The 23,019-nt window shown below is 61.6% G+C and carries 17 protein-coding genes; 10 read left to right on the top strand and 7 right to left on the bottom strand.

Features of this window, described 5'->3' with window-relative positions; genetic code table 11:
• The first annotated feature begins 14 nt into the window (after positions 1 to 14).
• The 3 genes from lysS to AC1ENN_RS12435 all read left to right on the top strand — a co-directional run bounded on the left by lysS (position 15) and on the right by AC1ENN_RS12435 (position 1,947).
• Positions 15 to 1,514 (top strand): lysine--tRNA ligase, encoded by a 1,500-nt coding sequence (lysS, locus tag AC1ENN_RS12445; RefSeq protein ID WP_480406167.1) that lies wholly within the window; start codon positions 15 to 17, stop codon positions 1,512 to 1,514.
• 5 nt (positions 1,515 to 1,519) lie between these two features.
• A complete protein-coding gene (locus tag AC1ENN_RS12440; protein ID WP_449647543.1) occupies positions 1,520 to 1,660 on the top strand; it encodes a hypothetical protein in 141 nt (46 codons plus the stop codon).
• Positions 1,661 to 1,758: 98 nt separating this feature from the next.
• Positions 1,759 to 1,947: a hypothetical protein gene (locus AC1ENN_RS12435; RefSeq protein ID WP_449647542.1), complete on the top strand. Its 189-nt coding sequence runs from the start codon at positions 1,759 to 1,761 to the stop codon at positions 1,945 to 1,947.
• 53 nt (positions 1,948 to 2,000) lie between these two features.
• On the opposite strand, the gene AC1ENN_RS12430 is transcribed toward AC1ENN_RS12435, so the two are convergent.
• Positions 2,001 to 3,023, bottom strand: coding sequence for a LacI family DNA-binding transcriptional regulator (locus tag AC1ENN_RS12430; protein ID WP_480406166.1), 1,023 nt, complete (start codon positions 3,021 to 3,023; stop codon positions 2,001 to 2,003).
• Positions 3,024 to 3,257: 234 nt separating this feature from the next.
• Between AC1ENN_RS12430 and AC1ENN_RS12425 the strand changes: the two genes are divergently transcribed.
• The 5 genes from AC1ENN_RS12425 (at position 3,258) to AC1ENN_RS12405 (ending at position 10,671) form a co-directional block, all read left to right on the top strand.
• On the top strand, positions 3,258 to 5,297 hold the full coding sequence (locus AC1ENN_RS12425; RefSeq protein WP_480406165.1) for a beta-galactosidase: 2,040 nt from the start codon (positions 3,258 to 3,260) through the stop codon (positions 5,295 to 5,297).
• Positions 5,294 to 6,226, top strand: coding sequence for a carbohydrate ABC transporter permease (locus tag AC1ENN_RS12420; protein ID WP_480406164.1), 933 nt, complete (start codon positions 5,294 to 5,296; stop codon positions 6,224 to 6,226). Before AC1ENN_RS12425 ends, AC1ENN_RS12420 begins: the two co-directional genes overlap by 4 nt.
• On the top strand, positions 6,226 to 7,104 hold the full coding sequence (locus AC1ENN_RS12415; RefSeq protein ID WP_219950126.1) for a carbohydrate ABC transporter permease: 879 nt from the start codon (positions 6,226 to 6,228) through the stop codon (positions 7,102 to 7,104). The genes AC1ENN_RS12420 and AC1ENN_RS12415 overlap by 1 nt, the downstream gene beginning before the upstream one ends.
• Before the next feature lie 74 nt (positions 7,105 to 7,178).
• Positions 7,179 to 8,510 (top strand): ABC transporter substrate-binding protein, encoded by a 1,332-nt coding sequence (locus AC1ENN_RS12410; RefSeq protein ID WP_449647537.1) that lies wholly within the window; start codon positions 7,179 to 7,181, stop codon positions 8,508 to 8,510.
• Positions 8,494 to 10,671: an alpha-galactosidase gene (locus AC1ENN_RS12405; RefSeq protein ID WP_480406163.1), complete on the top strand. Its 2,178-nt coding sequence runs from the start codon at positions 8,494 to 8,496 to the stop codon at positions 10,669 to 10,671. Before AC1ENN_RS12410 ends, AC1ENN_RS12405 begins: the two co-directional genes overlap by 17 nt.
• Positions 10,672 to 10,695: 24 nt before the next feature.
• Here the strand turns inward: AC1ENN_RS12405 and AC1ENN_RS12400 are convergent, their stop codons facing one another.
• From AC1ENN_RS12400 to AC1ENN_RS12375, 6 genes are read right to left on the bottom strand one after another with little or no spacing between them, the layout of a single operon-like run.
• Positions 10,696 to 11,652: a pirin family protein gene (locus AC1ENN_RS12400; protein WP_480406162.1), complete on the bottom strand. Its 957-nt coding sequence runs from the start codon at positions 11,650 to 11,652 to the stop codon at positions 10,696 to 10,698.
• 35 nt (positions 11,653 to 11,687) lie between these two features.
• A complete protein-coding gene (locus AC1ENN_RS12395) occupies positions 11,688 to 12,839 on the bottom strand; it encodes a peptidase C39 family protein (protein ID WP_480406161.1) in 1,152 nt (383 codons plus the stop codon).
• A 42-nt stretch (positions 12,840 to 12,881) separates the two neighbouring features.
• A complete protein-coding gene (locus tag AC1ENN_RS12390) occupies positions 12,882 to 14,513 on the bottom strand; it encodes an ATP-binding cassette domain-containing protein (RefSeq protein ID WP_480406160.1) in 1,632 nt (543 codons plus the stop codon).
• Positions 14,510 to 15,367: an ABC transporter permease gene (locus AC1ENN_RS12385; RefSeq protein ID WP_480406159.1), complete on the bottom strand. Its 858-nt coding sequence runs from the start codon at positions 15,365 to 15,367 to the stop codon at positions 14,510 to 14,512. The genes AC1ENN_RS12390 and AC1ENN_RS12385 overlap by 4 nt, the downstream gene beginning before the upstream one ends.
• Complete coding sequence (locus AC1ENN_RS12380; RefSeq protein ID WP_480406158.1) at positions 15,364 to 16,353, bottom strand: ABC transporter permease; 990 nt, start codon at positions 16,351 to 16,353, stop codon at positions 15,364 to 15,366. Before AC1ENN_RS12380 ends, AC1ENN_RS12385 begins: the two co-directional genes overlap by 4 nt.
• A 3-nt stretch (positions 16,354 to 16,356) precedes the next feature.
• Positions 16,357 to 19,029 (bottom strand): ABC transporter substrate-binding protein, encoded by a 2,673-nt coding sequence (locus tag AC1ENN_RS12375; protein ID WP_480406157.1) that lies wholly within the window; start codon positions 19,027 to 19,029, stop codon positions 16,357 to 16,359.
• A gap of 178 nt (positions 19,030 to 19,207) precedes the next feature.
• On the opposite strand from AC1ENN_RS12375, the gene AC1ENN_RS12370 reads away from it, so the two are divergent.
• Together AC1ENN_RS12370 and AC1ENN_RS12365 are read left to right on the top strand one after the other, a co-directional pair.
• Entirely contained in the window at positions 19,208 to 20,320 is a 1,113-nt protein-coding gene (locus AC1ENN_RS12370) for a hypothetical protein (protein WP_449647529.1), read from the top strand.
• 168 nt (positions 20,321 to 20,488) lie between these two features.
• On the top strand, positions 20,489 to 22,966 hold the full coding sequence (locus AC1ENN_RS12365; protein ID WP_449647528.1) for an ATP-dependent Clp protease ATP-binding subunit: 2,478 nt from the start codon (positions 20,489 to 20,491) through the stop codon (positions 22,964 to 22,966).
• The last annotated feature ends 53 nt before the right edge of the window (positions 22,967 to 23,019 follow it).

Below are 23,019 nucleotides of genomic sequence, written 5' to 3'. Positions count from 1 at the left end.
CTACGATTGAGGGCGTGAATGACGCCGCAAACGCTCCTGACCCTACCGAAGCCGAAGTTTCTGAACAGAAAGCTGTTCGGCTTGAGAAGCGTCAGCGACTCATCGATTCTGGGGCAGAGGCCTACCCCGTAGGTGTCGCAATCACCACAAGCATTCCCGCAGTGCGCGCAAAGTACCCCGACCTTGAAACGGATGCCACCACCGGTGACATTGTTGGTCTTGCTGGGCGCATTGTGCACTTGCGCAACACCGGCAAGCTATGCTTCGCCTCGTTGCAGGCCGGCGATGGCCAGCGAATCCAGGTCATGGTCTCTCTCGGAGAAATTGGCGAAGAGTCGCTCGCGCAGTGGAAAGACCTTGTCGACCTCGGTGATCACCTCTTCGTCAACGGCGAGATCATCTCCAGCCGTCGCGGTGAGTTGTCCGTCATGGTCAAGGAATGGAAGATCGCCGCCAAGGCCGTGCTTCCCCTGCCCAACCTTCACTCCGAGTTGAGCGACGAACAGCGTGTTCGTAGCCGCTACCTTGACCTCATTGTTCGCGACCAAGCCCGCTTCACGGTGCGCGCTCGTGCCAAGGTCAACGCGAGCCTGCGCGCCACATTCGCCGCGCACGACTACCTCGAAGTCGAAACGCCGATGCTGCAGACGATGCACGGTGGAGCGTCTGCTCGCCCCTTCGTCACACACTCCAACGCGTTCGACACCGAGCTGTACCTGCGCATCGCTCCCGAACTGTTCTTGAAGCGTGCCGTCGTTGGTGGCATCGAGCGCGCCTTCGAGATCAACCGCAACTTCCGCAACGAGGGTGCTGACTCCACGCACTCGCCCGAGTTCGCGATGGTCGAGGCCTACCAGGCTTACGGCGACTACAACCAGATGGCAGACCTCACGCAGGAGCTCGTTCAGAACTCCGCCCTTGCGGTCACCGGCTCGACACTCGTCACGCTCTCCGATGGCACCGAGTACGACCTCGGCGGCGAGTGGGCACGCATCTCGATGTATGACTCCCTCAACGAAGCAGCCGGCCTGAGCGTCACGCCGCAGACTCCCACTGACGAACTGAAGGTGCTGGCGGATACCGTCGGCATCGCGGTCACCCAGCCCACCCACGGCAAGTACGTTGAAGAGCTGTGGGAGCACTACGTGAAGCCGGGCCTCGACCGCCCGACCTTCGTCATGGACTTCCCCGTCGACACGAGCCCGCTCGTGCGGGACCACCGCTCCATCGAAGGTGTCGTCGAGAAGTGGGACCTCTACGTTCGTGGCTTCGAATTGGCGACCGGCTATTCCGAGCTCGTTGATCCCGTGATTCAGCGCGAACGTTTCGTGGAACAGGCACTCCTTGCCAGCCAGGGTGATGTTGAAGCCATGCGCCTCGACGAAGACTTCATCCGCGCGCTCGAGCACGGCATGCCGCCGACCGGTGGAATCGGTGTCGGCGTCGACCGCCTGCTGATGGCTATTACCGGCCTCGGCATCCGCGAAACCATCCTGTTCCCGTTGGTGAAGTAGCAGCGATGACTGATTCTGAGAAGCCTGAGAAGCCTGAGAAGTCGACGATCACACCGATGCGCATTGCGCTGTGGGTGCTGGTTGGTGGCGTCGGTATCTTTATGGTGGTCACAGGAATCGTCGGCGTTCTTGTGAAAGCGCAGTAGTGGACCGCAAATCCTCCCGCCTCATCATGACTGTGACTCTGGTGGGACTTGTGATCCTCATCGCCATCGTCACCTTCGTCAACGGTTAGGCTGAACAGGTGCCTCAAGAATTCTGGTCGAACGCGATCTTCTCCGTCATCCCGACGCTTGCCGTTGGCGGAATCTTTTGGATTGTCATGGCAGCGATCCTTCGCTCCGACCGCACAGAACGAAACAGCTACGCCAAGATCGAAGCAGAAGAGCGTGCCAAGGCCGCCGCTCGCGTCGACGCGTCGCCCCTGTCCTGAGCTTATGGAGCTTGACCCCGCTTGAGTCGAACGGTGTGTAGGCCGAGCCGCTCTTAGATCGAGCCGCGCAACTTGATTTCGGTTGGCAAGATACGCCCAACAGTTTCTGGTGTCACGCCATTGACGAGGTCGAGCACCATCGAGGCAGCCTCGCGGCCGAGGAGGTCGGCTGGCTGACGCACTGTCGACAATTGCGGCTGGCAGCGCATGGCCCAATCGCTGTCGTCAAAGCCCACGATCCCGACGTCGCCCGGCACCGTGCGGCCACTCTCGCGAAGCACATCCATTGCGCCAGCAGCGACGGCATCGGATGCCGCGAAGACACCATCAATGTCACCAGCCCGCGCGAGAAGAGCCTTCATTCCCTCAACGCCACTCGTGCGCGAGTAGAGCGGGAAGTCGACAACCAAACTTTCGTCGAAAGCGTCACCCATGGCATCCCGAAAGCCAGCGAGGCGTTCGCTGCCGGAGTCACGGTCGAGGGCGGCGGCGATCATGCCGACCCGCTTGCGGCCCGTTGCTAAGAGTTCTCGAGTGATATCTCGAGCTGCGCTGCGGTTGTCGATGCCGACGTAGTTCATGTCGGGGGCACTTTCGGGGTGGCCGACGAACACGGCGGGAAGGCCGATGTGCGCGATGGCATCGGCGATGGGATCGTGTTCGCGAGCGGAGACGATGACGGCGCCGTCAACGAAGCCGCCTCGAAGGTAGTCGGCGATGCGGGTGCTGTCGCGGTCGGAGCCGATGATGAGGCACACGAGTTGATAGTCCGCTTCGGAGAGTCGTTCGTTGGTGCCGAGCAGAATTGCACCGATGTTGGGGTCTTCGAGGAAGACGGAGTGGGGCTCGTGCACGATGAGCGCAATGGCTTTGGATCGTTGTGTTGCCAGGTTTCGTGCGGCCATGTTGCGCACATAACCAACTTTGGCGATGGCTTTCTCGATTGCTTCGCGGGCAGAATCTGAAACGTAGGGTTCTCCGTTGAGCATGCGGGAGACGGTGCCGCGTGAGACGTTCGCTTCCGCTGCGACATCGAAGATTGTCGCGCGACGCGGTCGGGTACCCAGTCTTGCCATGCCTCCATGCTAGCGCTCACTGGCGTCGGCGCTCGCCCGCCATTCCGGGGCTGTTCACGTTCACAGACACGCCGAAAGCTTGACACTTCGATCCGTCCTCGCTTAGTCTGTGCACGCTCCCAGAAAATCATCGAGATTCTTTGGGGTCGCGTTCTGTGCACGTTCACAGAGAGCGTCCGCAGAAAAAAAGACCCGCTGCACAAGCAGTCGAGTCAGAGGCCAAAGGAGGCACGAGTGACCACACCCCGCGCAGATCGCGTCGCGAGCTGGTCACCCGATTCCCTAGTGCTCGGTTGTGACTACAACCCCGAGCAGTGGTCAGAAGAAATCTGGCATCAGGACATCGCCCTCATGCAGGAGGCTGGGGTCACCCTCGTAGCGATCAACATCTTCGGCTGGGCCGAGATTGAGCCGCGACAGGGACAGTACAGTTTCGGTCGCCTCGACACAATCATGGATCTGCTGCACTCTGCCGGCATCCGCGTCAATTTGGGCACAGGAACCTCATCGCCTCCCGCGTGGCTCACCACCGCTCATCCCGGTATTTTGCCCACCGCAGCCGACGGCACGCGACGTTGGCCGGGTGGCCGTCAAGGCTGGTGCCCCAGCTCACCCGAGTTTCGAACAGCAGCTCTCGGTCTCGTGGCCAAGGTGGCTGAACGGTATAGCTCGCACCCCGCGCTCGCCCTCTGGCACGTTTCTAATGAACTCGGATGCCACAACGCCTACTGCTACTGCGATACTTCCGCGGCCGCGTTCCGCGAATGGCTTCAGGCCCGCTACTCAACGATTGAGGCGCTCAACGTCGCGTGGGGCACCGCATTTTGGAGCCAGCGCTACAGCGAGTGGCAACAGGTTCTGCCCCCGAGAGCAACACTCTCCTCCGCAAACCCAGCCCAAAGAGTCGACTTTGCTCGCTTCAGTTCGGATGAACTGCTCGACTACTACCGGGGGGAAGCAGCGCTGCTCCGATCGGTCAGCACGATTCCCGTCACCACAAACTTTATGGTCACCGCTCACATCCGCAGCCAAAACTACTGGCAGTGGGCGAGCGACATGGATGTCATCGCTAACGACCACTACCTCGATCACCGACTGCCGCATCCGGTAAGTGAACTGTCGTTTGCAGCCGACCTCACTCGCGGACTCGCGCAGGGTGAGCCCTGGATTCTCATGGAGCAGGCCAGCAGCGCAGTGAGCTGGCAGCCCCACAACCTCGCCAAACAGCCGGGCGAGATGTTGCGCAATACGTTGACTCATGTTGCCAGGGGTGCAGACACTGTCTGTTTCTTCCAGTGGCGTGCGTCACGACACGGTGCCGAGAAATTTCACTCGGCGCTTCTTCCTCACGCCGGCACTGACACTTCGATTTGGCGTGAGACCCTCGACCTGGGTGCGAAACTCCACGCGCTCGAGTCTCTCGCGGGCACTCGGGTCGAGGCATCAGTCGCACTTGTTTTCAGTTGGGAAGCGTGGTGGGCCGCCGAAGGTGACTCGCAGCCCTCACACGATGTGCGCTACCTCGATCAAGTGCACGCTGCCTACGAAGCGCTGCGCGCCAACGGAGTCACCGTTGATGTTGTCGCTCCCGGAGCTCCGCTTGGCGGCTACACACTTGTTGTTGTTCCTGCCCTGTATCTCGTCGACGACACCAGCGTCGACGTCATTACGGGATTCGTGGAGGCCGGTGGCGTGGCTGTCGTCACGTTCTTCTCTGGCATCGTTGATGAGACTGACGGCATCCGACTCGATCCAACCGGCGAGACCCCTCCCGGTGCGTTCCCCGCCCTCATCGGTGCGTGGACCGAACAGTTCTTTCCCGTCACGCCCCACACCGAGCTTGTGCTCAACGACGGCGGCCGTGCGGCAACCTGGGCCGAACATGTGCGCCCAACCACAGCGGATGTCGTAGCCGAGTTTGCCAGCGGCCCGGTGCCCGGTGGGCCGGCCATCACTCGCAACAGCTTCGGCGCGGGAACTGCCTGGTATGTGGCTACCGCGCTCGACGAGCCCAGTTTTGCTGACCTGATGGGCCGCGCTCTCAACGAGGCTGGAGTCGAGCAGCTTGATCTTCCTGCCGGAGTCGAAGTGGTCACGCGATCGAACGATACGGATCGTTTCCGCTTTGTGATTAACCACAGCGCTCACGAGATATCTTTCCCCGCCGACGGCACAGAATTGTTGACGGAAACTATGGTCACAGGTTCGGTGACCGTTCCCGCTGGTGGCGTTCGCGTCATCCGCCTGACTGTCGAAGAAGGAGCAACGCGATGACTACAGACATTGCCACGCCCGCAACATCAAAGAGGGCGGTGACGAAAAAGGTTCGCCGCGCCACCAAGGCCACGAAGAACCGTGGAGCGGTGCTGTTCTTTATCGCCCCGTTCTCGGTGCTGTTCGCCCTGTTCTACATCTTGCCGATCCTGGTCGCGATCTATCAGTCGCTGCTGACGGTTGAACGCGAAGGCACGTTCGGAAAGCCCACGGAGGTGTTTGGTGGCTTCGTGCAGTACGCCCGAGTGTTCCAGGATGACGCTTTCTGGTCATCCATTCTTCGAGTGCTCACCTTCGGTGTCGTGCAGGTGCCGATCATGCTCGGCCTCGCGTTGCTGCTCGCACTGCTGCTGGACTCCCCACTCGTCAGGGGCAAGCGTTTCTTCCGCCTCGCGTTCTTCGCACCGTATGCCGTTCCCGGTGTTATCGCGGCGGTCATGTGGGGCTTCCTTTACTCGCCCAAGCTGTCACCGTTCACTGCGATCACGAGCGAAATCAACTTCCTCGGCGCCGACCTCGTGCTGTGGGCCATCGCTAACGTCGTGACGTGGGTGTTCGTGGGCTACAACATGATCATCATCTACTCGGCACTGCTCGCGATCCCCAGCGAAATCTACGAGGCCGCTCGCCTCGATGGAGCTTCTCAGGCACGCATCGCGTGGTCGATCAAGATCCCGCTAATCACCCCGGCGATTACGCTCACCGCCATCTTCTCCATCATCGGAACACTGCAACTGCTCGCTGAACCTCAAGTCTTCAAGAGCTTCACCTCAGCCGTGACTAGCACGTTCACGCCCAACTTGCTCATCTACTCGACAGCATCCGTGCCGAATGTGAACCTCGCTGCCGCTTTCTCGGTCGTGCTCGCGCTCTTCACTTTCGCGCTCTCGTTCACCGTGCTCAAGTTCACCCAGCGAAAGGCTGACTGATGAGTGCCACGACAACTTCCGTGAAGAAGCACAACGGTCCTCGCGAAAGCCTCTTCTCCCGCGCGGGCGCCATGCTCGTGATGGCCATCTGCACCTTCTATTTCTTGGTGCCGATCTGGTGGCTCTTTGTGGCCGCAACGAAAGACCGCGCTGACTTCACAACGAGCGCACCGCTCTGGTTCGCTGACTTCAACCTCATCGAGAACATCGGCAACCTAGCGGCCTATCGCGACGGCGTCTTCTTCCGCTGGATGCTCAACAGCGTGCTTTACGCCGGCGCGGGTGCTGCCATCGCAACACTCTTTGCAACGATGATGGGCTACGCGCTGGCGAAGTACAGCTTCCGTGGCCGCGAAACGCTCTTCAACGTTGTGCTCGGTGGCGTGCTGGTTCCCGCAACAGCCCTAGCGCTTCCGCTGTTCTTGGTCTTCAGCCAGGTCGGCGCAACCAACACGTTCTGGTCGGTGTTCCTGCCCAGCATCGTGAGCCCGTTCGGTGTTTACCTCGCTCGCATCTATGCGACCTCGAGCGTGCCGGATGAGCTTGTTGAAGCTGCCCGTATTGACGGCTCGGGCGAGGTCCGCACCTTCTTCACGGTTGCCACTCGACTGATGACGCCAGCAATGGTCACGATCTTCCTCTTCCAGTTCGTCACGATCTGGAACAACTTCTTCCTCCCGCTCATCATGCTGCGGGACGAGAAACTGTTCCCCGTCACGCTTGGCCTCTACATCTGGAATAGCCAAGTCAGCCAGATCCCCGAAATTCGGGCGTACGTGATCATCGGTGCACTGCTGTCGATCATCCCGCTCATCATCGCTTTCCTCAGTCTGCAGCGCTTCTGGCGCAGCGGACTAGGAACGGGCGCAATCAAGTAGTCGCCCTCTCGACCACTCGGCTTACCCCGAGGGAAACCCCGCACCACAATCACAATCACAAGGAAGGTAATCGCATGGCTAATCGCATAGCTCGCGCTGGAGGAGCATTGGTGCTCGTTTCCGCGCTCGCACTCTCAGCATGCTCAACCGGAGCAGGCACAGACGGCGGCACTGACGCCGCCGCGTGCGCCCCATCAGATGGACCCGTAACTCTGAGCTTCACCACTTGGTTGCCCGGCATGGAAGACGCCGTCGCTATCTGGAACGAGAAGAACCCCGACATCCAGGTTGAAGTTCAGACCGGACCAAACGGTAACGGCGGAACGTACAACAACTTCTTCAACCAGATTGAAGCAGGCAACGCTCCTGACCTCGGCCAGATCGAGTACGACGCACTGCCCAACTTCCGCGTGCAAGACGGCGTCGTCAACATCGCCGACTGTGCCGGAGTGCTGGATGCTCAAGACCAGTTCATCGACTGGACCTGGAGCCAGGTCACTTTCGGTGAAGAGAACGCTGTGTACGCAGTGCCGCAGGACACCGGCCCCGAGGGCCTGTTCTACCGCGCTGACCTGTTCAAGAACGCCGGAATTGCGATCCCGACCACCTGGGCAGAGTTCGAAGAGGCAGCCAAGGCTGTTCGCGCAGAGGGTGGCTACATCACCAACTTCTCGCAGAGCGACATCAACGCGTTCGCTGGTCTCGTCTGGCAGGCTGATGGCCAGTGGTTCGAGAACGACGGTGAAGCGTGGAATGTAACTCTCGACTCGCCCGAATCGATCAAGGTTGCCGAGTACTGGCAGAACCTGATCGACCAGGACCTCGTTGCTGTTCTCCCGCCGTGGACCGATGAGTGGAACAACGGCTACAACTCGGGCGACGTCTGGAGCTGGGTTTCCGCAGTCTGGGGAGCAAACACCATCACGAGTGGCGCTCCTGACACCGCAGGCAACTGGGCTGTAACTCAGATGCCGCAGTGGAACGAAGGCGAATCAGCTGCCGGCAACTGGGGCGGATCGAGCACAGCAGTTCTCAAGGGAAGCGAGCACCCCTACGAGGCTGCACAGTTCGCACTCTGGTTGAACACTGACCCAGAGGCACTGTCGAGCATGAACAAGACGGCAAACATCTACCCGGCAACGAAGACTGGTGGCGACCTGCCCGCATTCTCCGAAGGCCTGGACTTCTACGGCGGACAGAACATTTATGACGTGTTCGCTGCTGCTGGCGCCGAGGTCAACCCCAACTTCACGTGGGGCCCGACCATGACGCAGACCTACACGGATGTTGCTGACGGATTCTCCGCCGCAATCTCCGGTTCGGGCACCCTCTCGGAGGCCCTAACCAACGGTCAGCAGAAGACAATCGACGCCATGAAGGCTGCCGCGATTGCCGTCAACGAATAACACGAACGACATCGTTCACCTCCGTGCCGCGGGCACCAGCTTCGTGCTGGATGCTCGCGGCACGGGCGTGCCGTCGATCACGCACTGGGGTGCAGACCTCGGAGAACTTGACCCTGCCCAACTCGCAGCACTCGCTGATTCACGCGAACGTGCCGTCGGGCCGAGTTCCATCGATGAACCTTTCCGGCTGAGCATCGTTCCCGTGCTCGCCGAAGGCTGGACCGGGTTGCCGGCGCTTGAGGGCCGCCACGACCAGCGGGCGGATGCCAGCCGTGCGCGAGTGCGTCGGCCTGCGCTGCGGACCGAGAGCATCGAGCATCCGGAGTCTGGGCGAATCACGGTCACGCTCGTTGACTCGAGCGATGTCGAGGCGGATGCCGTGGCCCTGCGTTTGACGATCACCTTTGAGCTGGCTGCCTCCGGAGTGCTGCGCAGCCGCTCGCACCTCACCAACATCGCCACCGAGACTTTCGAGCTCTCGTCGTTGGCCACCATTCTTCCGCTCGCGCCCGTTGCGCTTGAGCGACTCGACTTCAGGGGAATCTGGGCGGCCGAACGCCAACCTCAGCGCTCCGCCATTGACTACGGAACCTGGTTGCGCGAGTCGCGTCACGGTCGCCGTGGTCACGACGACTCCTACCTCACGGTGACGGGCACACCCGGTTTCGGCTTTCGCCACGGCGAGGTCTGGGCGATGCACCTTGGCACGAGTGGCGACACGAGCGTGTGGATTGACCGCACAGCGCTCGGCGTTACGACCGTGGGCGCCGCTGAGCTTCTTGCCCCCGGCGAAGTGCGGCTGGCAACCGGCGAAACCTACGAGTCACCGTGGGCCTACGCGGCCTGGTCGGATGCGGGACTCGACGGACTGAGCGACCGGTTCCAAGAGTGGTTCCGTGCCCTGCCCGCGCACCCATCGTCACCGCGACCGCTCACCCTCAACACGTGGGAAGCCGTCTACTTTGACCACAACCTTGAGCAGTTGGCGGCGCTCGCCGATGCTGCTGCCGACGTTGGTGTTGAACGCTTCGTTCTCGATGATGGCTGGATGACCAACCGCACCGACGACAAGCGTGCCCTCGGCGACTGGACGGTGGACGCCACGGCATGGCCCGAGGGTCTCGCTCCACTCGTTGATCGGGTGACAGCCAGCGGGATGCAGTTTGGCCTCTGGGTCGAGCCCGAAATGGTGTCTCTCGACTCGGATCTTGCGCGCGAGCATCCAGAGTGGATCCTTCGCGACGACGACCGCCCGCTGCCGAAGTCGTGGCGCGATCAGTTCGTGCTCGACCTCGACAACCCTGCCGCCTTCGCCCACGTGCGCGACGCTATCAGCGCCCTTCTCGATGAGTATGCAATCAGTTACCTGAAGTGGGACATGAATCGCGACCTGCTCGGCGGCTCGGTGCACCGTCATGTTGCCGCGACCTATCGCCTGATGGATGAACTGCGCGAACGTTACCCGCACGTCGAAATCGAGTCGTGCGCCTCGGGGGGTGCCCGGGTGGATGCCGGAGTGCTTGAGCGCGTGCAGCGCGTCTGGCCATCCGATACCAACGATGCGCACGACCGTTTCTCGATCATGCGCTGGACCAACCTGCTTGTGCCGTTCGAATACCTAGGCTCACACGTCGGCTCTTCGCCAGCGCACACCTCGGGGCGTTCGCTGTCTCTCGGCTTCCGTCTCGCGACCGCCCTCATGGGGCATTCGGGAATCGAGTGGGACCTCACCGCCACAACCGCTAAAGAGCGGGATGCCCTCCGAGTGTGGGCAGGCGCCTATCGTTCGCTACGCGATCTCATCCACTCGGGCCGGGTCGTTCGCGGTGAACTCGCAGTGGCCGAACCCGTTGTGACGGGCATCCTCGCGGAAGATGCCGCCGGTCACGTGACCGAAGCTGTTTATTGGATTACGTGCCTCACGACGCCCGCGGATGCCGTCCCGACCGCCCAGCGTCTGCCCGGTCTCGAAGCGCACCGCAGCTACCGCGTCAGTGCCGTTGATGTTGGCGCGGCGGCGGCAACCTACCCCGGTACCGTACCAGCGTGGTGGCCCGATGGCGAAGTCGTTCTGTCGGGTGCGGCACTCGCATCGGTGGGCCTCCCGCTGCCGATTCTGCACCCCGACGAAGCACTCGTCCTTCGAGTGACCGCGGTCTAATCGCCCAGAAGTAGTCGCCCAGAACTAGTCGCGCGGTTTCAGTCTGATCGTCGGTAGTTCTGGTGCCGGTAGCGGGTGCCCGTCAAAGTTCTCGACGGTGCCGAAACGTCCAGCGGGGTTGCCGCCAGCAATCACGTCAGCCTGCCACTGCGCACGGAAGTCGACGATCTCGTCGTGGCTGCGCCCGATGAAGTTCCACCACATGATGATGGCTTCGCCGAGCGGTTCGCCACCCAGAAGCAAGAGCCGGGCATCCGTCGCTGCAGTGATCGTTAACTTGGTGGGGCCGGGAGCGAGATAGGCGAGGTGATCGGTGGGGGTCTGCACGCTGGCGACAGTCACGTCTCCGGCATCCACGAGCACACCGTGTTCGAATCCCGCGTTGACGGAAAGCGTGATGGTGGTGCCAGCCGGGATGTTGAACTGTGCGCCCAGCAGGGGAGAGAAGACGTGCGCCGGTGAGGAGACCCCGGCAAGTTCACCGATAAACACACTGACGCTGGCCCCCTGATGATCGAAGGGGGTTGGTGCGAAATTTTCAAAAGTGGGGGCGGTGTCGCGGTGCGCGTCAGGCAGTGCAACCCACAGCTGGGCCCCGTGCAGCAGGGTCGGCTCGGCGGGCGAGACCTCCGAATGCGAAATGCCGCGACCTGCCGTCATGAGATTCAACTCTCCCGGCCGAACGGTCGCGAGACTGCCGACGCTATCGCGGTGCTCGATGTCGCCGGCGAAAAGCCAGCTCACGGTTTGCAACCCCGTATGCGGATGCGGCGGCACGTGCATCCGCGTGGACTCTGGCCCATAGTGGTCGACGAAACACCAACCACCGATGAGCGAACGGGACCGTTGGGGAAGAGTGCGTCGCACGTTCATGGCACGCGGACCGCCGAGCGGAACTTCGCGAGGCTCAAGCAGTTGCACGCCGGTGCCGGGGTGCGTTTCACACACCACCTCGGCGGGGTTCTCTTCAGGGTTGCTCACGGCGACTCCTCACCCGATCGTCACGTCGCTGAGAGCTAGCGTGCCACAAAAATCACTCCGCGATAAGCCGGGTCACCAAACGCGATCATCTGGTCGAGCACCGCCAACGACACCGGTAGATCGTGAGAATCGACCCATGTCTCGCCCTGCTCGGCAGTGATCCACGGATCATTGAGCAGCACGGTGTCGCCCTTTACCGAGTGGGCAACGACCCAGTGCGGGGTAGACGCATCGTGCATGGGTTCCTCTTCAATCAACAGGATTGCGAGTTCGCCGCCCGCCACCCGCGCAGTGATCTGCTCGATCGACAGCGGGGCGGTATGCTGCCGGATGCCGCGGCTCGCGGCCTCGGCGCGAGACTGTGCCTGCAACTGCTCCCGAAACGCGCGCTCTTCGCCCTCATACGTTTCGAGCAGCGTCGGTTCGGTCGTGTCGAGGTGCAGTTCGAGGGTGATGCCGGTCGCGGCCTGAGCGATCACATCGTGCACCGCAACAGCCAGACCGAGAGGTTCACAGGCCGGAAAATTGGTGGCCGCACGCCAGAAGGCAAGTTCGCGCTCGCGGGCATCCTCGTCTTCCGTGTCAGCAAACGGTTCAAGGCCGAGATGGCTGAGGGCCGTCATCGCGGCGACAGCACCACACGTGAACATCGTCGTCTGGCCGTAATAGCGCAATTGATCGTGCGGCCACGCATCATGCCACAGCACAAAACCACGAACCCCCTGCGTGCCATCAGCAGAGGAAATAGGGTCGCGCAATTCGGTGAAGCCGAGATCGTGAGCGAAACCGGGAAGGTCGGCATCCGCGGGGAGCTGCCATTTGAGGCAAGCGTCACCGCGAGCAACCGAAGCAGCGATGACCTGGTCGAGGAGAGTGCGTCCGGGCGCGTGCACGTTCGCCGCGTGCGTGTCCGCCGCGTCAGCGGGAGCGGCGCCAACCCAGAGGTCAACGAGCTTCGTGTAGCGAGTATTCGGGCGACCAGAGGTGAGGGCGGCGGCACTGCCTGCAGGGGAGTCGAGCATCCACACTTGGGGGTTGTACGGTTCGCGGTCACGTTGCCACTGGGCGGCGCGGTCGGCGCCGAGAGCGTGGATGAGGTGCTTGGGCAGGTCGGCTGGCGCTAGCCGCTTAACGGTTTCAGAACTCGCAGCGGTTGGCGAATCAGGGGCGGAAGTGGAGAGTTCCACGGGATCCTTTCGAGACGATTTCGACAGCTTGTGGCATCGATATCAGTGAGTGGGTGCTTCGTGAATGGACGCGGCAACGAGCGCCTGAGTGTAGGGATGAGTCGGGGTGTTGAGCACGTCGTGGCACCGGCCGGACTCGACAACTTCGCCATTGCGCAGCACATAGACCCGGTCGGCAAGCTGACGTACGACAGCGAGATCGTGGGAAATGAACAGGATCGAGAGCCCGAGATCGGCGCGCAGCTTGGCCAGCAGATCGAGAATCTGTTTCTGCACCGAGACGTCGAGAGCGGAGACTGATTCGTCACAAATCAAAAGTTGCGGTTGCACAGCGAGCGCGCGGGCAATCGCCACGCGCTGCCGTTGGCCTCCCGAAAGTTCGGCTGGGCGTTTGCTCGCAAAGTCGGCGGGCAGCTCAACCAACTGCAGAAGCCCATTGAGGTCGGATGCCGGACGCCCCGCCACCCGCAACGCCAACTTCAGCGACCGACCAACACTGATCATCGGGTTTAGCGACGAATACGGGTCTTGGAAGACGATCTGCATTTGCTGGGGTGTTCGTGAGTCACGGCCCGGCGCGAGAGCGACACCATCGAACTCGATCAGACCGCTGGTTTCTCGTTCGAGTCCGGCAACACAGCGCGCGATGGTGGTCTTGCCCGAACCGCTCTCACCGACAATGCCCACAGTCTCGCCGCGGCCCACGGTCACGCTCACCCCATGCAGCACGACCTTATCGCCGAAGCTCTTGGTGATGTCAGTGGCAACAACGAGATCGGCCGTTTGCGCTGCATCGCCGCCAGCAGCCGCACCGGATGCCGCACGCACGACCCCAGCCGAGCGGTCGGTCAACGAGGGGTCGGCTTCGATCAGCGCCCGAGTGTACGGGTGGCTTGGCGCATTAAGCACGGAGCTCGTGACACCGCGCTCCACAATGTCGCCGTGGCGCATCACGAGCACGTGCTCTGCACGCCCGCGCACCATTCCGAGGTCGTGCGAGATGAGCAAGGCGGCCATGCCGCGCTTCTCTTGCAGACCGCGAAGCAGGTCGAGAATCTCACCCTGGTTGCTCGCATCGAGAGCCGTGGTTGGCTCGTCAGCAATGAGCAGTTCGGGGTCAGTGGCGAGGGCCGCCGCGATGGCAACCCGTTGACGCATTCCACCGGAGAGTTCGTGCGGGTAGGCGCGCGCGACATCCGCGGGCAGGTTCACCTCGGCGAGGCTTTGCGTGATGCGAGCGGTGCGTTCCTCGCGGCTGAGACGGGTCGCGCTCGCGGCATCGATCGTCATTCCGATTTGGGTGCCGCAACGGTGCACCGGGCTCAGGCTCGTGAACGGATCTTGCAGCAGCAGTGAAATGCGGCGACCACGAGTGGCTCGCCAGATGGCATCCGTTGATGGCAGCTCAATCGTCGCACTCGACAGCGCAATGGTGCCACGTGCAGTGAAGACGGCAGGTAGGAGCCCGGCGATAGCTTTGGCGGAAAGGGTCTTGCCCGAGCCCGATTCGCCGATGAGCGCAAGGGTTTCGCCTGGCGCGATGGAGAAATCGAAGGGCGCGACAACAACGCCAGCTGGCCCGTCGATCGTGAGCCCAGTGACGGTCACTTGGGCGGTGGTGCTGGGGCTGTTCCTGGCTGCAGCGGCAGTGTTGGCTACGTCGGTGTCGGTCATGAGCGTCCCGTTCGAGTCAAGTTTTGGCCAAGCCAGTCACCGGCAAGGTTTGCCGCTGAGGCAACGCCGATGATGAGCAGAGCGGGAATAAGAACAGCCGCCGGGTTGTCAATCATGATCGCGCGACCATCCGTGAGCTGACGGCCCCAATCGGCCGTGCGCGGCGCAACACCAACACCCAAGAACGACAGCGACGAGAAGGCGACAAGAGCAAACGCTACGTTGAGCATCGAGTTGGTGATGATCAACGACCACACGTTCGGCAACACCTGCGTGAACATGATGCGCGTCTTCGAGAGCGACAGCATTTGGGCTGCCTCCACGAAGGGCCGCGCGGCCTGTTCCATAACCCCGGCGCGCACAATGCGGATGTCCGAGGGCGAGAACAGCAAGATCAGCAGCAGCACGGTCATCCAGTAGCCAGCGCCGAAGACGCCAGCAACCACGATCGCTGCCAGCAGCAGCGGAAGTGAGAAGAGAAGGTCGGTCCAGCGCCCGATGATGAAGTCGATGGGGCCACGCAAGTAACCCGCAACCGTGCCGAGCAGAATGCCAAGAATCATCGACCCGAGTGCCACGCACACCGGACCAACGAGAGCGGAGGCTGCTCCCGCGATCGTCAGAGCAAGCACGTCGCGACCGAGTTCGTCAGTGCCGAGAAGGTGACCAGGGCTGCCCGGGGGCAGGAGCGAATCGAGGATCGACTGGGCTGTGGCATCCGGGGCAATCAGATTGCCGAAGAGCACCAAGAAGGCGACGACTCCGAGTAGGGCGAGCGACAACCACACGGCGACCGGATGCCGACGGCGCGACCGCGGAAGTTTCGCTAAGACGATAGCTTCGGTGCTGCTCACTGAGCACTCTCCTTGGCGCGGATGCGGGGGTCGAGGAAGATGTAGGCAAGGTCGGCCAGTAGCGCGATGATCGCAATCGTCACGGCCACCAACAGGGTGAGGGCTTGCACGACGGCGATGTCCTTGAACAGCACGGAGCCTTGCAACAGAGTGCCGAGTCCTGGCAGGGCGAAGGTCGTTTCGGCCAGCACTGTGCCGCCGACGAGGAACGTCAACACAAGGCTCGCGCCGGTCACGATGGGGATGGCGGCGTTGCGCAGCGCGATCATATGCACTTGGCGGTCGGGCAGGCCGCGCGCACGACCAAAGGTTACATAGTCACTTTCGAGTTCGCGCAGCATGGCCGTGCGGGTGAGCTTGAGGATGATCGCGCCAAGTCCGAGCGCCAGAGTGATGGCGGGCAGCACGAGGTGCCAGAGAGTGTCGAGGCCACCGTCGCCCGACCCATAGACAGGAAAGATCGGCAGGTAGAAAGCGAAGACATAGAGAAGGAGGAGGCCGACGGCGAACGTGGGGGCGCTGAGGCCGACGATGCCGAAGCCGGTGGCGAAACGGTCGATCCAGCTTCCCGAACGAACAGCGCTTTGCACGCCGAGCGGAACGGCGACGATCACAGCAAGGAGGAACGCGAGTCCACTGAGCGCAGCCGTGATGCCAAGGCGCGAGCCAATCACATTCGACACCGAATCTTGCAGACGAATGGACTGCCCAAAGTCACCGGTGAGGGTATTGCCCAACCAGATCAGGTACTGCATATAGAGCGGCTGATCGAGATTGTATTGCGCGCGGATCGCCGCCACAGCATCCGGAGATGATGGCCGATTGCCGAGCAGGTTCTTGACGATGTCGCCGGGGGCGAGATGCAGCATCGAGAACACGATGATGGAGAGCACCAGCAGGATGCCGATGGTGCCGAGCACGCGCACCACAAGCATGCGGCCCAAGGACCGAGCGTGTGATGCGCGTGCAATCGGGGTGGTTGTCACAGATTATCCAGCGGGAGTGAGCAGGGTCGGCCACGACGAAATGAACGCGAATGAGCTGTAGTTGCTCATGTCGATGTCGTTCGAGAACGCGGTTGCGGATTGTCCCCACCAGAGCGGAACGCTGATGATGTCTTCTGCCTGCAGCGTTTCGGCCTCGATGAGGAGGTCGATGCGGGCAGCCTGGTCGGTTTCGGCGCCGACACGTTCGAACAGCGAGAGAACTTCGGGGTTCTCGTAGTTCGAGATGTTGTAGTCGCCGAGCATGTAGGTCGAGACTTCGGCGGGGTCACCCAGTGTGGAGAAGTACCACATGAGGCCAACGCCGTAGCTGCTGTCTTGTTCGAGGCTCGCAAGCCATTCCTCGATCGGAACTTCGCGCACGTTCAGCGTGATGCCGATCTTGGAGAGGTTCTCGGCGAGCGACTGAGCGGCGGTGCCGAGTTGTGGCCCAGTGGAGGGGAACAGGATGTCGGTCTCGAAGCCATCCGGGTGATCGGAGGCCGCGAGTGCTGCGGCGGCCGCGTCGAGGTCGAACGGGTACTGCGGGATGGTCGAGAGCAGGTCGCGAGCATCGTCAGCGCTGTAGACGCTTCCGAGGGATTCGGGTGTAGCAATTGCGGTGGCTACTTCGCCATGACCGCGCAGCAACTTGTCGACGATCGTGGTGCGGTCAACACTGTGGGCGAACGCTTCGCGCACCTTCGGGTCGTTGAACGGCTCGAGCGCGGTGTTGAAGTACATGCCGACATAGGAGAGGTCGTTCACGTAGTCGACACGCATGTTGCTGAGGTCTTCCCACTGGGTCGACTGCGCGAGCGGAACGTTGAAGGCCACGTCGATGTCGCCAGACTGGGCGGCAAGAAGGCGAGTTCCCTCATCCGGAATGAACTTCACGTTGATGTTCTTCACTTCGGGAAGGTCGCCCCACCAGGTATCTACGCGTTCGAAGTTCACGTGGGAGTCGGGAACAAACTCGGTGACCTTGTATGGCCCTGAGCCGAGAAGCAGGGCGCTGCTGGTGCCGACTTCGCCGTTGTTCTCTTCCCAGAACTTTTGCGAGGTGATGAAGGCGGCGCCACCCGTGCTCATGTTGGCGGCGAATGCTGCGTCGGGGGCAGAGAGCGTGACGGTGACTTCGAGGTCGCCGGTCTTTTCGACGCTCTCAACGCCGCCCAAGTAGTACGAGAGGCCGGGCGAGCTGGTTTCGTCGCGCGCCTGCTCGAGGCTGAACACGACGTCATCGGCGGTCACCGGGGTGCCGTCTTGGAACATGGTATCGTCGCGCAGTTCGTAAACGTAGGTCACGTCATCCGGCTGGTCCCACGATTCGGCAAGGCCAGGCTGTAGGGCCCCGTCAGCGTCGATCGAGACCAGGCCTTCTTGAGTGATGGAGGCAATGTAGTAGTTGAGGATGCCGCTCTCGGCGCCAACATAGAGGCTCGAGAGAGACCCGGGCAGGGCAACCGTGATGGTGTCAATGTTGCCATCGCCGGTGGGGGCGTTCGAGGTGGCGCAGCCCGCGAGCAAGAGGGCCGAGGCGGCGACGGCGACGGTGGAGGCCCGAGCCCCCTTGGCCAGGGTGGAGTTAGTAGATCTCATGCGAAGTTCGTGCCTTTCGGTGAGCGTTACAGGAGGGGTGAAGGGTGCGGATGAAAATTTCGCGCGTTGGAGGTGCGAGTGCTGTGACAGTGCCGCGCGATCACTGCTGGTTTTCCGGGCCACTTCTCGCATGGCGAGCAGCCGGAGTGCCACTGCGATGCTGGGAGTGTCGGCTGAGTCGTCGAGCGTTGTCGCATAGATGCGTCGACGAAGTTTGGGTTGTAAATCGAGGGCGACGACGCCGTCGGGCAGGGCTGTGGTGGCCAAGGCGAGTTCTGAGAGGAACGTCACGCCGATTCCGGATGCCACGAGCGCAAGCGCCGCGCCAGCTGTCGTGACATCGTGCCGCAGGGTGGGTTTCTCGCCGAGGGCGGTCGCGACGGTGACGAGTTGCGCGGTGCACGTTGCCGGGCCACCGATCCACGTAAACGGAAGAAGCGCTGCGACACTCGCTGACGCCCCGAGCTGATCGGCGGTGGCCCGAGGCACGATAGCGAGCACGTTCTCGGAGAGCAAGAAGCGCGAGCGCAGCCCTTCGGCGCTCGTGTGTGAGCTTGATGTGATGGTGTGGTCGCTCGCGTAGCGGTAGTCGAGGGCGATATCGGCGCGACCATCGGCAACAGCTTTGAGGGCGGCATCCGGTGCTGCTTCGCTGAATTCGACGTGGATGCCCGGAAACTCTCGATCGAGACGCGAGAGCAGTGGCGCGATGATGCTGGCGACGGCGGCGGGGAATGCGGCGAGGCGAACGGCGCCGCGGTCGAGACCGAGGTGCGCGGTGAGTTCGCTGGCGGCGGCAGTGATGGCGGCGTCGATGCGGGGCGCGTGGCGGGCAAGAAGGGCGCCGGCTTCGGTGAGTTCCATGCCGCGCGGGGTGCGAGCAACTAGGGCGATGTTCAGGCGGGCTTCGCTGCGCTTGAGCTGTTGGGTGATCGCGGGCTGGCTGAATCCGAGGCGACGGGCCGCGGCTGAAACGCTGCCGGTTTCGTGAATGGCAACGAGGATGCGCAGCATGTGGAGATCGAGCGCGCGCGTGAGTTCGTCAAGGGTGGCGGATTCGTGCGGTGCGTCCTGCATAACGACACCTTATGGCCAAACGCCCTCTATATAACGTTACAGAATGATTAACTTTGGCCAGGACCCAGAGAGCCATGTTTGGGGGAAGGCTGGGTTGCATCGCGAAACGTACTCTTAAACCGAGATCAGTCCTCGTGATTCGGAGCTATTTCGCGGGCCCGAAACGTAAGGTTGAATCATGACTTTTACTCGGCGGATCGTGAACGCTCTGGCCGCTGTCGCTCTGCTCGCACCAGTGCTAGGGGGATGCACCGTTGACGGTGGTGCAGAATCCGATCTCCGCATCGAAGGATTCTCGGAGTCGCAGCAGCGCGATTTCCTCCACAGTCTGGCTCAGATCAGAACGATTCCGGGAGTGGGCGAAGTGTCGTGGGTGGCAACCCCCGATAGCTTGTGGGAGAGCTACGCGACGATTGAGGTCGGAGTGAGCGAGGCATTCGCGGCTGATCGGCTGGGCACCGTCGCGGCGATGCTGAATCAGTTCGACGGCAACGGCAACGGGCCTGGGTTGCCAGTCTCGTTCAGCATTCGGCTTCCCGGTGACGATGACGGTGGCTTCACGGTGTCGGGCCTCGGCCTTCCTCGTGACACCGTCGTGGAGAACTATCGGTACTGGCGTGAAATCACCGCCGCTATGGAACTCGATGTGAGGATGGACCTCCAAGTGACCAACCTCGGCGATGTTGGCTACCTGCGGGTGCTCTCGGCTCCGTCCAATATGCATCCGCTTCAACTGCTGCACCACCTCTCTGACAATTACGACGCGCTCGCAGCACTTTCGCCCGTTGAGGGAAACCCGGGCGATGCGCTCTCGCGTGCCGGCAGGCAAAGTTTTGAGCTCTGGTCCTTCCCTGGACTGCAATCGTCAGGTTCGCTCCCACCGCGTGAAGTGGTGGACCTCAGCGAGGGGATCAGTAGGTTCTTCCCGTTGCTCATAAATGCGTGGCTCCCCTCCAACTCGAGTGGTGACACTAGCGACTTCGAGGGCGGAGGAGTGCGTTGGTCCGACGACGAAACGGCGCTGCAGGGTCGCGGGGTGGAGATTATCTCCAGCGAGTACCGCGAGGAGGATTGGCCTGCGATTGTCGCTGCTGCCGCACTCACTTCTCAGCTCGCGGGGATGGACTTCCGATACTTCTCATTCGACCGAGAGTTCTACTTCCACACCTCAACCTGCGAGGGAACCGTCCAGAAGACAGACGACGATCAAGCACTCTTTGACGCGGTGCAGGCGAGCGGCGTCACGCTGCTGGATGGCGCTGCCGCTGGACAGTGCATCCCTGACTTCTAAGTGAGTGCGAGTGATGTTCGTGGATCAGCCCCGGCCCCGGCGCGTGCATTCGTGAGCAGTAGCCCAGCACAGTCACGCCTAGGGCGAACACCGGACTATTTCACGATTTCACTGGTTAGTCTCTTTACATCGGTACCGAATTCGTAGCGGTATCAAAGGAGTGAAGAGATGTTTGAGAGATTTACCGACCGCGCCCGTCGTGTAGTCGTTTTGGCCCAAGAAGAGGCCAAGATGCTCAACCACAACTACATCGGCACAGAGCACATTTTGCTTGGCCTCATTCATGAGGGCGAGGGAGTTGCCGCTAAGGCACTCGAGTCGCTGGGTATTTCACTCGACTCCGTGCGCGAGCAGGTGCAAGACATTATTGGCCAGGGTCAGCAGCAGCCGACCGGTCACATCCCCTTCACGCCGCGTGCCAAGAAGGTACTCGAGCTGAGCCTGCGCGAAGCGCTGCAGCTCGGCCACAACTACATCGGCACAGAGCACATCCTGTTGGGCCTCATCCGTGAGGGCGAAGGCGTTGCTGCCCAGGTTCTCGTGAAGCTCGGCGCTGACCTCAACAAGGTTCGTCAGCAGGTCATCCAGCTCCTCGGAAGCTTCCAGGGCAAAGAGGCTGTCGCTGTTGGTGGCAACGATGCGACTCCCGATAAGGGTTCGCAGGTTCTTGACCAGTTCGGCCGCAACCTCACTCAGGCGGCTCGCGACGGCAAGCTCGACCCCGTAATCGGCCGCGAGAAGGAGATGGAACGCGTTATGCAGATCCTCTCCCGTCGCAGCAAGAACAACCCTGTCCTCATCGGTGAACCCGGCGTGGGTAAGACCGCTGTTGTTGAGGGACTCGCGATCGCCATCGTTAACGGTGACGTACCCGAGACTCTGAAAGACAAGCAGCTTTACTCGCTCGACCTCGGTTCGCTCATCGCTGGTAGCCGCTACCGCGGTGACTTCGAAGAGCGCCTCAAGAAGGTCACCAAGGAGATCCGCACCCGCGGCGACATCATCGTCTTCATTGACGAAATCCACACCCTCGTTGGTGCTGGTGCCGCTGAGGGCGCAATCGACGCTGCCTCGATCCTCAAGCCGCTGCTTGCTCGTGGCGAGCTCCAGACGATTGGTGCAACGACTCTCGACGAGTACCGCAAGCACTTCGAGAAGGATGCCGCCCTAGAGCGTCGCTTCCAGTCGGTTCAGGTTCACGAACCTAACCTTCCGCACACCATCAACATCCTGAAGGGGCTCCGCGACCGCTACGAGTCCTTCCACAAGGTGTCCATCACCGACGGCGCCATTGTTGCTGCAGCAAACCTTGCCGACCGTTATGTGTCTGACCGGTTCCTGCCAGACAAGGCCATTGACCTTCTGGATGAAGCGGGCGCACGTCTGCGTCTCTCCATCCTTTCCGCACCCCCTGAGCTGCGAGAATTCGACGACAAGATCGCCGAAGTTCGTGGCCAAAAAGAGGGCGCAATCGAAGACCAAGACTTCGAGAAGGCCGCTAGCCTGCGCGACGAAGAGAAGAAGCTCCTCGGCGAGCGTCTTCGCCTTGAGAAGCAGTGGAAGTCGGGCGACGTTGGCGCGAGTGGAATTGTGGATGAAGGTCTGATTGCCGAAGTTCTGGCAGCAGCAACCGGCATCCCCGTCTTCAAGCTCACTGAAGAAGAGTCCAGCCGACTCATCTTCATGGAGAAGGCACTCCACATGCGTGTCATTGGTCAAGAAGAAGCCATCTCGGTTCTCTCCAAGACCATTCGCCGCACGCGTGCTGGCCTCAAGGACCCCAACCGCCCAAGTGGTTCGTTCATCTTCGCCGGTCCGACCGGTGTCGGTAAGACCGAACTTGCTAAGGCCCTTGCCGAGTTCTTGTTCGACGACGAGTCGGCCATGATCTCGCTCGACATGAGTGAATACGGCGAAAAGCACACCGTTTCGCGACTGTTTGGTGCCCCTCCCGGATTCGTAGGATTCGAAGAGGGTGGCCAGCTCACCGAGAAGGTGCGCCGCAAGCCATTCAGTGTTGTGCTCTTCGATGAGATCGAGAAAGCTCACCCCGACATCTTCAACTCGCTCCTGCAGATCCTCGAAGAGGGTCGCTTGACCGACGGCCAGGGTCGCGTGATCGACTTCAAGAACACCGTCATCATCATGACCACCAACCTGGGCACCAAGGACATCACCGCTGGCCCGATGGGCTTCCAGGTGGAAGGTGACTCGGCAACAAGCTACGACCGCATGCGCGGCAAGGTTGTTGAAGAGCTCAAAAAGCACTTCAAGCCAGAGTTCCTCAACCGTGTTGATGAGACCATCGTGTTCCCGCAGCTCAGCAAGCCAGAGCTGTTGCAGATCGTCGACCTCTTCATCAAGCGACTCTCCGAGCGCATGATGGATCGCGACCTCACCGTCGAGCTCACTGTTCCCGCCAAGGAGCGCCTCATCGAAGTCGGGTTCGACCCCGCCCTTGGTGCGCGACCGCTCCGCCGCGCAGTGCAGCACGAAGTTGAAGACGCTCTGAGTGAGAAGATCTTGCACGGCGAACTCAACGCCGGCGACCACGTGCACGTTGACTTCGTTGACAGCCAGTTCGTGTTCACCACCAGCCGCCAGCCTGGTCTCCCCGAAAAGGAACCAGCTGAGGTCGAGGCCTAAACCTCACCCCTAGCGAAAAGTGGCTGGGCCACACCGAAAGGTGTCGGCCCAGC

This window comes from Rhodoglobus sp. G.S.23 (assembly GCF_056675935.1).
This window is presented reverse-complemented; position numbering and strand designations above follow the sequence as displayed.